The organism is Amycolatopsis sp. NPDC054798 (assembly GCF_053611505.1).
In genome coordinates, this window is sequence record NZ_JBSHAM010000152.1 from 1 (window position 1) to 13405 (window position 13405).

The following is a 13405-nucleotide window of genomic DNA, read 5'->3' on the forward strand; positions in this document are numbered from 1 at the left end:
GTGCTGGTGGGGTACGTGCAGGATGGCGGAGGCTCTCGTTGGGGCGTGTGCGGTTTATACCCTAAATCGCCACTCACGAGAAGGTGACGCGCTGCATTGTCGCCAGCCAGGCCGGAAGCCCGCCCGGCGAAAACCCCGCGACGATCCGGCTGTCCCTGAGGTTTTCGATCCGCCAGCCCGCCTCGGGCCGGAACGCCGCCTCGAGTTCGGCTCGGGTCACCGGGTGCGGTCCGGAGCCCGCTCCGGCGTCCCGGAAGCACAGGACGTGCAGCCTCGCGCCCGGTTCGGTGACGGACGCGAGGCTGGCGGCGTAGGTCTGGCGTTCCGGTGCGTCGAAGGTGTGGAAGAGGCCGCAGTCGAGGACGGTGTCGAAGGTCCGGTCCAATTCGGACAGACGGAACGCGTCGCCGACGGCGAACTCGGCCTCGATTCCCCTCGCCAGGGCTTTCTCGTGCGCTTGCGCCACAGCGGTTTCCGCCACGTCGATGCCCACAATGGACAGACCGGTCGCCGCGAGGTGCAGCGCGTTCTCCCCGGTGCCGCATCCGGCGTCGAGGACCGTGCCGCGGAACGCGCCCTCGGCGGCGAGTTCCACGACCGCTGGTTGCGGGCGTCCGAGGTCCCACGGCGCCGGACCGTCCCGATAGGACTCGTCCCCCGGACGTCCGGCGTGGCGTTCGTGGCTGGTCGCGGGACGGTCCCCGGGCATCAGCGGGTGAACTCCGCCCACCAGCGGCTGTCGTCGCGGACGCGCTGCAGCGAGGTCAGGGTGACGCCGTCGCGGGCGAAGGACTCGACTTCGGCCTGGCTGAGCGGCCACGGCGGCCCCTCCCAGGTGTCGAGGTCGATGCTTTCCTCCGCGACCGCGCCGACGACGAGCGTGCCGCCCGGGGCGACGAAGCCGGAGACCGAGGCGATGGCCGGGTCGTGGACGTCTTTCGGCATCGACTGGACGGTCATGATCTCGACGACCAGGTCGAAGGCGTAGTGGAATTCCGCGGGCGGGGTGAGCAGGTCCGCGGTGCGGTAGGAGACGACGGTGTCCGGGAAGCGGTTGAGCACGGCTTTGATCGCGCTGGGCGAGACGTCGAAGGCCGAGGTCTCGTATCCGGAGGCGGCGAGGAGTTCGGCGTCGTCGGCCATTCCGCAGCCGACGACCAGCGCGCGGCGTCCGTTGCCGGGGCGCCCGTCGATCCAGGCGGCGAGTTCCGGCGAGGGCTCGCCGCGGTACCACGGCAGGACGGCCTCGCCCGCTTCCGCCGCGGCGTAGAGGGGCTCGAACCACCCGGTGGGGTCACCGTTGGCGAGTGCGAGTCCGGCCCGGCGGCGGGCTTCCTCGTCGGGATCGATGGCGTCGGCTGGCATGGACTCTGTTATACCCGCCGGGCCTGGGCGGCGGTGCGCTCGACCGGCCGAGCGAGGAAGCTTCCCGGTTCTGCTTCGCCGATTGCCGACCCGGCCCCGGACGCCCCAATGCCGCATTGGGTGCATCTGACGCACCCAATGCGGCGTTCGGTGCGTGGCACGCACCCAATGCCACATTGGGGCGGTCCGGGCGAGGCGGGCACCCGGTTGCCGTAGCCGGGTGCTGAACGGTTGTCCGTTTCCGGTCAGGTTTGCGGGCTTGCCTTGACATCGATGTCACCCGCGCGTTGAGCTTCCCGCACCCCGGGATTTCCCGAAGTCCCGGCCCCGATCCCCTGACGAACTGGGAGCAATGATGCCCCGAAGCGCCAGACCGTTCCACGCCGTGCTCGCCGCGGCGGTGGCGGCGGCGGGCCTGGTCGTCCTGCCCGCGGCGGCCGGTGCCGCGCCGGGCGAGGCCGCCCCGCCGGACTTCGTTTCGTCGTTCGAGCCGAACGACCCGCAACCGATCCAGGACGCTGTCGACACCGATGCCGCCGGGAAGCCGCGTGCTTCGGGAGTCGACGGCGCGAACGGGACTTCGATCCCCGGCGACATCCGGGGCAAGGTCACCGACATCAGCGCGACCAGCGAGAACACCGGCGGCGGCGAGGTGGCCGCGAATCTGGTCGACGGCAGCACCGGCACGAAGTGGCTGTCGTGGGATCCGACCGCGACGGTGACGTTCACGCTGTCCGAACCGGCGAAGATCACGCACTACGCGGTCTCCTCGGCCAACGACGCGCCCGGCCGCGACCCGCGGGACTGGACGCTGCGCGGTTCGGACGACGGGAAGACCTGGACTGACCTGGACAAGCAGTCGGGCCAGTCGTTCGGCAAGCGGTTCCAGCAGAACGACTACAAACTGTCCGCCCCGAGCGCGGCGTACCGGTATTACCAGCTGGAAGTCACGCGCAACAACGGCGACGACATCATGCAGTTCTCGGAGCTGCTGCTGGCCAACGACGATCCGGCCCCGCCGCCGTTGCCGAACATGCGCAGCGTCGTGGACTCGGGCCCGAATCAGGGCTACACCAGCAAGAACCGGGTCGGGTTCACCGGCAAGAAGGCGTTCCGGTATTCCGGCAGCCAGCCCAAGGCCGGGCACGGCTATTCCTACAACAAGGTCTACGACGTCGACCTCCCGGTGACGGGCACGACCGAGCTGTCGTACAAGGTGCAGCCGCAGTTCGTCGAGGGCGATCTGAAGTACCCGAGCACGAACGTCGCGGTGGACCTGGACTTCACCGACGGCACGCATCTGCGCGACCTCGGGGCGACCGACCAGTACGGGTTCCCGCTGACGCCGGAGGGCCAGGGCGCGAGCAAGGTCCTGTGCGCGAACCAGTGGAATCTGGTGCGTTCGGCGATCGGCCGGGTCGCCGCGGGCAAGACGATCGACCGGATCTCGGTCGGCTACGACAATCCGAACGGCCCGGCGCAGTTCGCGGGCTGGCTGGACGATCTGAAGATCTCCGCGACGCCGACGCCGCCGGCCAGCACCCGGCCCAGCGACAACGTGCTCACCACGCGCGGCACGCTCGCGAACGGCACGTTCTCCCGCGGCAACAACTTCCCCGCGACCGCGGTGCCGCACGGGTTCAACTTCTGGACGCCGGTGACCGACGCGGGTTCGGCGAGCTGGCTGTACAACTACCATTCGCAGAACAACGCGGACAATCTCCCGCAGCTGCAGGCGTTCAGCGTGAGCCACGAGCCGAGCCCGTGGATGGGCGACCGGCAGAGCTTCCAGGTGATGCCGTCGGCGGCGAGCGGGGTGCCGGACGCGAACCGCGACAAGCGGGCGCTGCCGTTCACGCACGACAACGAGGTGGCGCGGGCGCATTACTACGGCGTCACGTTCCAGAACGGGATCAAGACCGAGATCGCGCCTGCCGATCACGCGGCGATGATGCGGTTCTCCTTCCCGGGCAACGATTCCAGCCTGATCTTCGACAACGTCAACAACTCCGGCGGGCTCACGCTCGACCCGGCGCACGGCACGCTGAGCGGGTACTCCGACGCCAAGAGCGGCCTGTCCGCCGGCGCCGGGCGGATGTTCGTCTACGCGACGTTCGACAAGCCGGTCGCGGCCGGCGGGAAGCTCACCGGGCAGAACCGGGACAACGTGACCGGTTACCTGCGGTTCGACGCAGGCGCGGACAAGACCGTGACGATGCGGATCGCGACGTCGCTGATCAGCGTGGACCAGGCGAAGAAGAACCTGGAGCAGGAGATCGCCCCGAACGCCGGGTTCGACGCGGTGCGGGACGCGGCGCAGCAGGCGTGGGACAAGCAGCTCGGCGTGATCGAGGTCGAGGGCGCGTCGAAGGACCAGCTGGAGACGTTGTACTCCAACCTGTACCGGTTGTTCCTGTACCCGAACGAGGGTTTCGAGAACGTCGGCACGAAGGAAGCGCCGAAGTACCAGTACGCCAGCCCGGTGTCGCCGAAGACCGGCGCGGACACCGCGACGAAGACCGGGTCGAAGATCGTCGACGGGCAGACGTACGTCAACAACGGGTTCTGGGACACCTACCGCACGACGTGGCCGGCTTACTCGCTGCTCACGCCGGACATGGCGGGCAAGATGGTGGACGGTTTCGTGCAGCAGTACCGCGACGGCGGCTGGATCGCGCGCTGGTCCTCCCCCGGGTACGCGGATCTGATGACCGGCACGAGTTCCGATGTCGCGTTCGCCGACGCCTACCAGAAGGGTGTGACGAACTTCGACGTCAAGGCGGCCTATGACGCGGCGCTGAAGAACGCCACGGTGACGCCGCCGAACTCGGCGGTCGGCCGCAAGGGTCTGGACCAGTCGATTTTCCTCGGGTACACGCCGAATTCGACCGGCGAGGGCTTCTCGTGGGCGATCGAGGGCTACGTCAACGACTTCGGCGTCGCGAACCTGTCGAAGAAGATGTACGACCAGGCCAAGGCGGACGATCCGCGCAGGGGCGAGTATCTGGAGAACTACCAGTACTTCACCAGCCGGGCGCAGCAGTACGTGAACCTGTTCGACCCGAGCACCGGGTTCTTCCAGGGCAAGGACGCGAGCGGGAAGTTCACCAAGGCCAAGGCCGACTACGACCCGCGGGTGTGGGGCGGCGACTACACCGAGACCGACGGCTGGAACATGGCCTTCACCGTGCCGCAGGACGGGCAGGGCCTGGCGAATCTCTACGGCGGCAAGGACAAGCTGGGCGCCAAGCTCGACCAGTTCTTCGCCGACCAGGAGACCGCGGACTTCCCGGGCAGCTACGGCGGCGTGATCCACGAGATGCGGGAGGCGCGGGACGTGCGGATGGGCCAGTACGGCCACTCCAACCAGCCTTCGCACCACATTCTCTACATGTACGACTACGCGGGCCAGCCGGCGAAGACGCAGGCGAAGGTGCGCGAAGCGGTGTCGCGGCTGTACACCGGCAGCGAGCTGGGCCAGGGCTACGCGGGCGACGAGGACAACGGCGAGATGTCCGCGTGGTACGTGTTCAGCGCGCTGGGTTTCTATCCGTTGCAGATGGGCAGCCCGGACTACGCGATCGGGTCGCCGCTGTTCACCAAGGCGACCGTGCACCTGCCCGGCGGGGACCTGGTGATCAACGCGCCGAAGAACTCGGCGAAGAACGTCTATGTCCAGGGCCTGAAGGTCAACGGGAAGAACTGGACGTCGACGTCGCTGCCGCACGACGTGCTCGCCCACGGCGCCACGCTCGACTTCGACATGGGCCCGAACCCGTCGACCTGGGGCACCGGTGCGGGCGACGCGCCGAAGTCGATCACCACGGGCGACGCGGTGCCGACGCCGTTGCACGACGAGACCGGGCCGGGGCTGGGCACATTGTCCACTTCGGACGGTTCGGACGCGTCGGCGTTGCTGGACAACACCTCGCGCACGCAGGCGAAGGTGACCGGTGCGGTGCAGTACCAGCTGAAGTCGGCTGACGAAGCGGTCACGCACTACACGCTGACCTCGGGCACCGGCGCGGGCGACGCGAAGAGCTGGACGCTGAAGGGTTCGTACGACGGGAAGACCTGGACGGTCGCCGATCAGCAGACCGACCAGGCGTTCCAGTGGCGGCAGCAGACCCGGGCGTTCGCGGTGAAGAACCCGGCGCACTACGCCTACTACCGGCTGGAGGTCACCGCCACCACCGGCGGTCCGGCGACGCTGGCGGAGTTCGAGCTGCTGGGCCGTCCGGACGCGTCGTGCACCAAGACGCTGACCGGCGTGCAGAACGGTCCGCTGACCGTGTCGGGCGGCGTGGTGTGCCTGAACGGGGCGACGGTGTCGGGTCCGGTGAACGTGGCGCGCGGTGCTTCGCTGATCGTGCGCGGCGGGCAGATCACCGGTCCGGTCGCGGCGGGGGGCGCGGCGCAGGTGGTGCTGAACCGGACGAAGGTGTCCGGTCCGGTGTCGATCACCGGCAGCGGTCCGGTGTCGATCGAGCTGACCGACGTCTCCGGCCCGGTGAACCTGACCGGCAACCAGGGTCCGCTGATCGCGGGCAGCACCGTGGGCGGGCCGCTGGCCTGCACGGCCAACTCCCCCGCCCCGACCGATCACGACCTCGCCAACACCGTCCGCGGCCCGTCCGCCGGACAGTGCGCGAAGCTCTGACCGACTGTCCGTGAGGGGAACCCTGAGGGAATCTGATTCCCTCAGGGTTCCCCTCACGGCTTTTATCGGGTGGCTCGCGCGACCGGCGGCGTGGGAGCGTCGCGCGATGAAGATCGATTACGCCTGGCGGGCGGAGCTGGCCGACGCGCAGCTCGTCACGCTCACCGAAGCGCACGGCGGGAACGCGGACCCCGGCTGGTGGGACCGGGCGAAGCAGCACAGTCTCGGCTGGGTCAGCGCGCATGACGGCGGCGAGCTGGTCGGCTTCGCGAACGTGGCGTGGGACGGCGCGGACCACGCGTTCCTGCTCGACCCGAAGGTGCACGCGGACTGGCAGCACCGCGGCATCGGGACCGAACTCGTCCGCCGAGCGCGGGACGCCGCCCGGGACGCGGGCTGCGAGTGGCTGCACGTCGATTTCGAACCGCATCTGCGGCCGTTCTACTTCGAGGCCTGCGGGTTCGTCTCCACCGACGCGGGGTTGATCCGGCTCACCGCGGGCTGATCCGGCACGGCCGGTGCGGGAGCGATTACCGTGGGGGCGTGACCACGGCTGCGTTCTTCTCCTCGTTCGAAGCGGGCGATCCGCAGCCGGTCGCTCCCGGGGCGCGGGTGGACAGCGGGCCGCGCCGGTCGCCGACCGCGAAGACCGGAGCCGGGTTCACCGGGCGGAAAGCCCTGCGGTACCAGGCCGGGCCGACGGTCACGCTGTTCGAGGTGGACATTCCGGTCACCGGCCACAGTGCACTGTCGTATGTGGTCTTCCCGGCCTCCGACGGCCCGGTGCCGAGCTACCGCAGCACGTACGTCGCGCTCGACCTCGAGTTCGACGACGGCAGCCGCGCCGGGTTCTGTCCCGCCGCGCAGGGCGACGCGAAGACGCTCTACGTGGACCAGTGGAATCCGGTGCGCCGTCCGCTGGCCGCGTTAGCGGGACGGCGGGTGCGGCGGATCCTGCTGGCGACCGCGTTCGACGGCGACGCGACGGGCTGGCTGGACGACGTCCGGATCGCCGAGCGCCCGCCGCGGCACGAAGACCCGGTCGACTGGGTCCGCACGACTCGCGGCACGCATTCCAGCGGCGAGTTCTCGCGCGGCAACACCTTTCCGGCCGTCGCCGTCCCGCACGGGTTCAACTTCTGGACCCCGGTCACCGACGCGCGGGCGCTGAACTGGTTCTACTCGTATCACCGGCACAACGACGAGGAGAACCAGCCGCGGCTGCAGGCGTTCGGGCTCAGCCACCAGCCGAGTCCGTGGATGGGCGACCGGCACACCTTCCACCTGATGCCCGGCACCGGCCCGGTCGAACCGGACCGCGCGCGGCGTTCGCTGGCGTTCAGCCACGACGACGAGACCGACCGGCCGCACCATTACGGCGTCCGGTTCCGCGGCGGCATCTCCGCCGACGTGGCGCCCTCCGAGCACGCGGCGATGTTCCGGTTCGCCTTTCCCGACGGCGGCGGCTGGGTGCTGTTCGACAACGCCCGCAACCGCGGCGGCGTCCGGATCGACGCTGAGCGCGGGATCGTCACCGGCCACACGTGGGTGCGGAGCGGGCTGTCGACCGGCGCGCGGCGGATGTTCGTCTACGCCGAGGCCGATCAGCGGCCGTCCGGCGGCGGGCGGATCCGGAGGCCGTTCTGGCGGACGGTGACCGGGTGCCTGGAGTTCGCCGTGCCCGAGGTGACGCTGCGGATCGCGACGTCGCTGATCAGCCTCGCGCAGGCGAAACGGAACCTGGCGCTGGAGATCCCGCCGGGCACGACGTTCGACCAGGTACGCGGCCAGGCACGGGAACGGTGGCGGGAGGTGCTCGGCCGGGTCGAGCTGGAGGGCGCGTCGGAGGACGAGCTGACCACGTTCTACTCGAACCTCTACCGGCTGTTCCTGTACCCGAACGTCGCGCACGAGAACACGCCGCGCGGCATCCGGCACGCGAGCCCGGTCGTGCGGAGCTTCCGGCCGAGCACCCGGCGGCGCACCGGCGCGAAGGTCGTGGACGGCGAGTTGTATGTCAACAACGGCTTCTGGGATACCTACCGCACCGCCTGGCCCGCGTACGCGCTGCTCGCGCCGCGCCAGTGCGGCCGGATGATCGACGGTTTCGTGCAGCAGTACCGCGAAGGCGGCTGGATCGCCCGCTGGTCCTCCCCCGGCTGCGCCGACCTGATGACCGGCACCAGCTCCGATGTCGCCTTCGCCGACGCGTACCTGAAGGGCGTCACGAACTTCGACGTCGAGGCCGCCTACGACGCCGCGCTCAAGAACGCCACCGTCGCCCCGCCGCGCGCGGGCGTCGGCCGCAAGGGACTCCACCGCTCCGCATTCCTCGGCTACACCCCGGCCTCGACGCGCGGCGGCCTGTCCTGGGCGCTCGAAGGCTGTCTCAACGACTTCGGCCTCGCCAACCTGTCCGACGCGCTCGCCCGGGAAAGCAGCGGCGCACGGGCGCGGCGGTTCGCCGACAACGCCGCCTACTTCCGCCAGCGCGCGCAGCACTACGCCAACCACTTCGACGCACGGATCGGTTTCTTCCAGGGCCGCACCCTCGACGGCGGCTGGCGGCATCCCGCCGCCGGGTTCGACCCGCAGGCGTGGGGCCCGGATTTCGTGGAGACCAACGCCTGGAACACCGCGTTCTCCGTGCCGCACGACGGACCCGGTCTCGCCGCGCTCCACGGCGGAACCTCGGGGCTGGAAGCGAAACTCGACGAGTTCTTCCGGACCCCGGAGACCGGGCAAGGCGGCCGGATCCACGAGATGACCGAGGCCCGGGACGTGCGGATGGGCCAGTACGGGCATTCCAACCAGCCCTCGCACCACATCCCGTTCGTCTACGCCTTCGCCGGCGCGCAGGCGAAACTGCAGCGGACCGTCCGGGAGGTCCTGCGCCGGCTGTACCTCGGCAGCGACCTCGGCCAGGGCTATCCCGGGGACGAGGACAACGGCGAAATGTCGGCCTGGTATGTCTTCACCGCCCTCGGTCTCTACCCGCTGACCGTCGGCAGCCCGCGGTACGCGGTGTGCGCACCGCTGTTCCGCTCCGCCACCGTGCACCTCGACAACGGAAAGGACCTGGTGATCCGAGCACCCCGCGCCGCGACCGCCGACAGCGAGGCCGACACGCCGTACGTGCACGGCCTGACTGTCGACGGCGAACCGCACCCTTCGGCCACCCTCGCGCACGCGGTCCTCGCCCGCGGCGCGGTGCTGGAGTTCGACGTCCGCGCCGAGCCCGGCGACTGGGGCGCTGAACCGGTCACCCCGGTCGCCCCCGCGCCGCTGCGCGATCTCGCCGGCACCACGCACAGCGCGTTGACCGACGACAACAGCCGCACCCAGGCCGTCTTCCGCACTCCCCGGCCGACTATCGCCTTCACTGCCGAAGGCGAGCCGCGCGAGGTCGTCCTGTACACGCTCACCTCCGGTGCCAGCGCGGGCGATCCGCGGGACTGGGTGCTCGAAGGCTCCGACGACGGCCAGCAATGGCGGACGCTGGACGAACGCTCCGGCGAGGTGTTCCGCTGGCGGCGCCAGACCCGGCCGTTCGTGCTCGCCGAGCCCGCCGCGTGCCGCCACTACCGGCTGCGGGTCCGCGCTTCGACCCGGCGGCGCGTCGCGCTCGCCCAGTGGGAGCTGCTGGCCCGATGATCACCGACGTACGCAACGCCTTCCTCGACCGGCTGGCGGCCGCCGACCCCGGCCTCGTCCGGCTGCGGCTCGCCGCGTCGGCGGTGCTCGGCATCGTCCTCGCGGTCCTCGCGATGCTGCCGCTGCATTTCCCGCTCACCACCACGCTCGTCGCGGCCATCGCGGCGATGATGAGCGCGTTCACCGTCAACGACGCAACCAGCGGCGGCCAGGCCGTCACGCTGCTGCTCGCCCTCGTGGTCGGAGCCGCGTCGATCACCGCCGCCTGTTTCGGCTCCGCCTACGCACCGCTCGACAGCATCGTGTTCGTGCTGCTGATCTTCGTCGCGGTGTACGTGCAGCGGTTCGGCGCGCGCGGCATCGCGCTCGGGTCGATGGCGTTCTTCCTGTTCTTCTTCCCGATGTTCCTGCAGGCGCACCTCGCGCAGGTTCCGCACCTGCTGCTCGCGCTGGTGATCGGTGTCGCGGCGAACGCCGTCGTGCGGTTCCTTCTGTTGCGCCGCAACGCCGAAAGCGAGCTGATCCGCTACCGGCAGGCGTTCCGGGCGCGGCTCGGCGCGGCGGTGCGGTCGACCGAGTCCTACATCTCGTCCGGCGGTTCGGACCGCAGCAAGCGGCAGATCCGCACCGCGGTGGAACGGCTGCACGAGGTGGTCCTGCTGATCGAGGACCACGCTCCCGACGTGGTCGACGACCGCCGGGCCGATCAGCTGCGCCGCCGGGTGATCGAGGTCGAACTGGCCGTGCAGTGGCTGGTGATCACCGTGCGGCGGACGTGCTCGCAGCCGCTGCCCGAGGGCGTCGCCGACGATCTCGTGGCCCGGCTGTCCCGGTTCCGGTCGCTGATGGAACGCGATCCGCGCGACCTGCCGCTGATCAGCGAAACCGGCGAGTACAGCCGGATGCTCGTGGAGGGCAGCCGGATCGACGAACGCGCGCACCCCGGCGACGGCGTCCGGCGCGCGATCGCCGAACTCGCCGTCGCGGACGACCGGGCGCAGCGGATCGCCAGCCGCCAGCCGGAAGCGGGCTTCGCCGTCGACGAGGACGAGGAAGACGAACCGGCCAAGGCGTTCGCCTACGACAACCAGACCCGCGGCGCGATCCAGGCGGTGCTCGGCGGCGGGCTCGCCGTGCTGGCCGGGCAGCTCATCTCGCCGCAGCGCTGGTACTGGGCGGTGCTGACGGTGTTCGTCGTGTTCATCGGCACGTCCAGCGCGGGCGCGCGGTTCGTGAAAGGCATGCGCCGCACCGGCGGCACGCTGCTGGGCATCGTCGGCGGCGTCGCGCTGGCGCTGCTGGTCAGCGGCAACACCCCGGCGATCCTCGCGCTCCTGCTGGTCTGCGTCTTCGGCATGGTCTACACCGCGCGGGTGTCGCAGTTCCTGATGGCGTTCTTCGTGACGAGCATGCTGGGGCTGCTCTACAGCCTGCTCGGCACGTTCAGCATCGAGGTGCTGTGGATCCGGGTCGCCGAGACCGCGGTCGGCGCGGCGTGCGGGCTGCTCGCCGCGGTGGTGGTGCTGCCGGTCCGCACCCGCGCGGTGATGCTGGACGACATCGCGATCGCGCTCGACGAACTGCACGAGTTCGTCGAATCCGCCGCGACGCTGCTGTCCGGGCGGGAGAACGTGAACATCATCGAGATGTCGCGCGACCTGGACCGGGCGGTCGAGCAGGTGCGGCTGACGATCGAACCGCTCACCCACCCGATCAACCTGCGCAGCGCGCGCCGCGACTACGGCTGGCACGTGCTGACCACGCTGGAGGGCATCGCCTTCCGCGCCCGGCACGTGGCCGCCCGCGCCCAGCCCGGCCAGCTCACCGGCCCGGTCTCGGAACGGCTGGACCAGTTCGCCGGGCGGATCATCGCGAACGTCGACCTCGTGCACGAGGCGGTCAGCAGTCCGGGCGGCACGCGGACCCGCAAGCTCGTCCGCGACGACGGGACCCCGGTCGCCGACCGGATCGACGAGGCCGAGACCCGCGCCGTGCTGTCGAGCATGAGCCATCTCGACGAGGGGCTCATCGCGCTGGGCCGCGTGTTCGGCGTCGGCGCGCAGGACCCGCCGCCGCACAGGTGACTCGCTGGCTTACGCGGGCGCGGAAGCGGCGTCGAGGATCCGCAGCTCGGCGTCGCTCAGCCGCACGTCGTGGAGCGCGACCAGCGCGGGAACCTGCTCGACCGTGCGCGCGGACGCGATCGGCGCGGCCACCGTCGGCTGCTGCGCGAGCCAGGCCAGCGCGACCGTCGCCATCTCCGCGCCACGCGCGCCGGCGACCTCTTCCAGCGCCGCGAGCACCCGCACGCCGAGTTCGGTGTCCGCGTAGCCGCCCGCGAGCCCCGGCAGATTGCGGATGTTGTCGACCTGCTGGCCGGGCCGGTACTTGCCGGTCAAGAACCCGGACGCGAGACCGAAATACGGCACGCAGGCCAGCCCGTGCCGCTGCACGATCCCCCGCCGCTCGCTCTCGTATCCCTCGCGCGCGACGAGGTTGTACTGCGGCTGCAACGCGACGTACTTCGCCAGCCCCTCGCGGTCGGAGAACTCCAGCGACGCCTTCAGCCGCTCCGGGCTGATGTTCGACGCCGCGATCGCGCGAACCTTGCCTTCCTTCACCAGCTCGTCGAGCGCGGTGACGATGTCCTCGACCGGCACGGACTCGTCGTCGAAATGCGTGTAGTACAGATCGATCCGCTCGATTCCCAGCCGCCGCAACGATTCCTCGGCCGCGGCCTTGATGTTCGCCGGCGCCAGCCCCTTGAACTTCGGGCTGTCCCCGACCTTGGTCGCGACGACCATGCCGTCCCGGTTTCCGCGGGAGGCGAGCCAGTTGCCGATGATGGCCTCGGACTGCCCTGGCTCGTTGCCTGGGAAGTGGTACATGTACGAATCCGACGTGTCGAGGAAGTTGCCGCCGGCCTCGGCGTAAGCGTCCAGCACGGCGAACGACGCCGGTTCGTCGGCGGTCCAGCCGAACACGTTCCCGCCGAGGCACAGCGGGGAGACAGCGAGGTCGGATGAGCCAAGAGTGCGAAGTGCGACCATGATCGCATTCAATCACTCCCCGCCCGGGGAATGCCCGTGCCGACAGGAAAGTCTGCCCTCTCGCCCCAGGCCCGGAACTGGCAGGATCTACCTCCTCTGACAGCGTTCTGGGGAGGGCAGCTGATGAGAAGACCGGCAGTCGACGACCCGCTCTGGCTCGGGCGGTACCGGGTGCTCGCGGAACTGGACCAGGACGAGACCGCCCGGGTGCTGCTCGGCAGCGGCCCGGACCACCGCCTCGTCGCGCTCAGGCTCCCGCACTTAGCCCGGGACAACGGTTTCCGGGCCGAGGCGGCCGCGTTGAGCGCGGCATCCGCCGTGCTCGAGACTGCCGGCACGCTGCCCGGACCAGCGCTGCTCCGACTGGCCGCCGGAATCACGGCCGACTTGACCCGGCTCCACGATTCCGGGCTGGTACACGGAAAACTGAAGCCGTCTGCAATCCGGCTCACCTCCGGCGGGGTGCGACTGATCGCCCGGGCCACCGGCGGCGAACGGCCGACGACGTGTTCGCGCTCGGCTCCCTTCTCACCAGTTGCCGCGACCGGGACCGCCTGGCCGCTTTGAGGCTTTCTGAGCAGCGCCGGGTGCGGCGGTGCGCCTGCCAAATCGAAGAGGAGCGCGGTAGCGAAACGTCCGTGAGGGGACCCCTGAGGGAATCAGATTCCCTCAGGGG

Annotated in this window: 8 protein-coding genes; 5 read left to right on the forward strand and 3 right to left on the reverse strand. The window is 70.3% G+C overall.

What is annotated here, in order from left to right:
- Positions 1-73 precede the first annotated feature (73 nt).
- Both ACWGIC_RS42515 and ACWGIC_RS42520 read right to left on the reverse strand, forming a co-directional pair.
- Positions 74-709 (reverse strand): class I SAM-dependent methyltransferase, encoded by a 636-nt coding sequence (locus ACWGIC_RS42515; protein WP_452081619.1) that lies wholly within the window; start codon positions 707-709, stop codon positions 74-76.
- Positions 709-1365: a class I SAM-dependent methyltransferase gene (locus tag ACWGIC_RS42520; RefSeq protein ID WP_452081620.1), complete on the reverse strand. Its 657-nt coding sequence runs from the start codon at positions 1363-1365 to the stop codon at positions 709-711. The genes ACWGIC_RS42515 and ACWGIC_RS42520 overlap by 1 nt, the downstream gene beginning before the upstream one ends.
- 355 nt (positions 1366-1720) lie before the next feature.
- Between ACWGIC_RS42520 and ACWGIC_RS42525 the strand changes: the two genes are divergently transcribed.
- The 4 genes from ACWGIC_RS42525 (at position 1721) to ACWGIC_RS42540 (ending at position 11763) form a co-directional block, all read left to right on the forward strand.
- Positions 1721-6025 (forward strand): GH92 family glycosyl hydrolase, encoded by a 4305-nt coding sequence (locus tag ACWGIC_RS42525; protein WP_452081621.1) that lies wholly within the window; start codon positions 1721-1723, stop codon positions 6023-6025.
- A gap of 106 nt (positions 6026-6131) precedes the next feature.
- Positions 6132-6530, forward strand: a complete 399-nt coding sequence (locus ACWGIC_RS42530; RefSeq protein WP_452081622.1) for a GNAT family N-acetyltransferase — start codon at positions 6132-6134, stop codon at positions 6528-6530.
- A gap of 38 nt (positions 6531-6568) precedes the next feature.
- On the forward strand, positions 6569-9679 hold the full coding sequence (locus tag ACWGIC_RS42535; protein ID WP_452081623.1) for a GH92 family glycosyl hydrolase: 3111 nt from the start codon (positions 6569-6571) through the stop codon (positions 9677-9679).
- Positions 9676-11763, forward strand: coding sequence for an FUSC family protein (locus ACWGIC_RS42540; protein ID WP_452081624.1), 2088 nt, complete (start codon positions 9676-9678; stop codon positions 11761-11763). Before ACWGIC_RS42535 ends, ACWGIC_RS42540 begins: the two co-directional genes overlap by 4 nt.
- Before the next feature lie 9 nt (positions 11764-11772).
- Here ACWGIC_RS42540 and ACWGIC_RS42545 read toward each other — a convergent pair whose 3' ends face one another.
- On the reverse strand, positions 11773-12729 hold the full coding sequence (locus ACWGIC_RS42545) for an aldo/keto reductase (RefSeq protein WP_452081625.1): 957 nt from the start codon (positions 12727-12729) through the stop codon (positions 11773-11775).
- Positions 12730-12852: 123 nt separating this feature from the next.
- On the opposite strand from ACWGIC_RS42545, the gene ACWGIC_RS42550 reads away from it, so the two are divergent.
- Entirely contained in the window at positions 12853-13296 is a 444-nt protein-coding gene (locus ACWGIC_RS42550; protein WP_452081626.1) for a hypothetical protein, read from the forward strand.
- The last annotated feature ends 109 nt before the right edge of the window (positions 13297-13405 follow it).

Excerpts from the sequence above, each read along its gene's own strand:
- ACWGIC_RS42530 (WP_452081622.1), top strand. The coding sequence starts at position 6,132 with ATGAAGATCGATTACGCCTGGCGGGCGGAGCTGGCCGACGCGCAGCTC.
- ACWGIC_RS42545 (WP_452081625.1), bottom strand. The coding sequence starts at position 12,729 with ATGGTCGCACTTCGCACTCTTGGCTCATCCGACCTCGCTGTCTCCCCG.
- ACWGIC_RS42540 (WP_452081624.1), top strand. The coding sequence starts at position 9,676 with ATGATCACCGACGTACGCAACGCCTTCCTCGACCGGCTGGCGGCCGCC.
- ACWGIC_RS42525 (WP_452081621.1), top strand. The coding sequence starts at position 1,721 with ATGCCCCGAAGCGCCAGACCGTTCCACGCCGTGCTCGCCGCGGCGGTG.
- ACWGIC_RS42515 (WP_452081619.1), bottom strand. The coding sequence starts at position 709 with ATGCCCGGGGACCGTCCCGCGACCAGCCACGAACGCCACGCCGGACGT.
- ACWGIC_RS42520 (WP_452081620.1), bottom strand. The coding sequence starts at position 1,365 with ATGCCAGCCGACGCCATCGATCCCGACGAGGAAGCCCGCCGCCGGGCC.
- ACWGIC_RS42550 (WP_452081626.1), top strand. The coding sequence starts at position 12,853 with ATGAGAAGACCGGCAGTCGACGACCCGCTCTGGCTCGGGCGGTACCGG.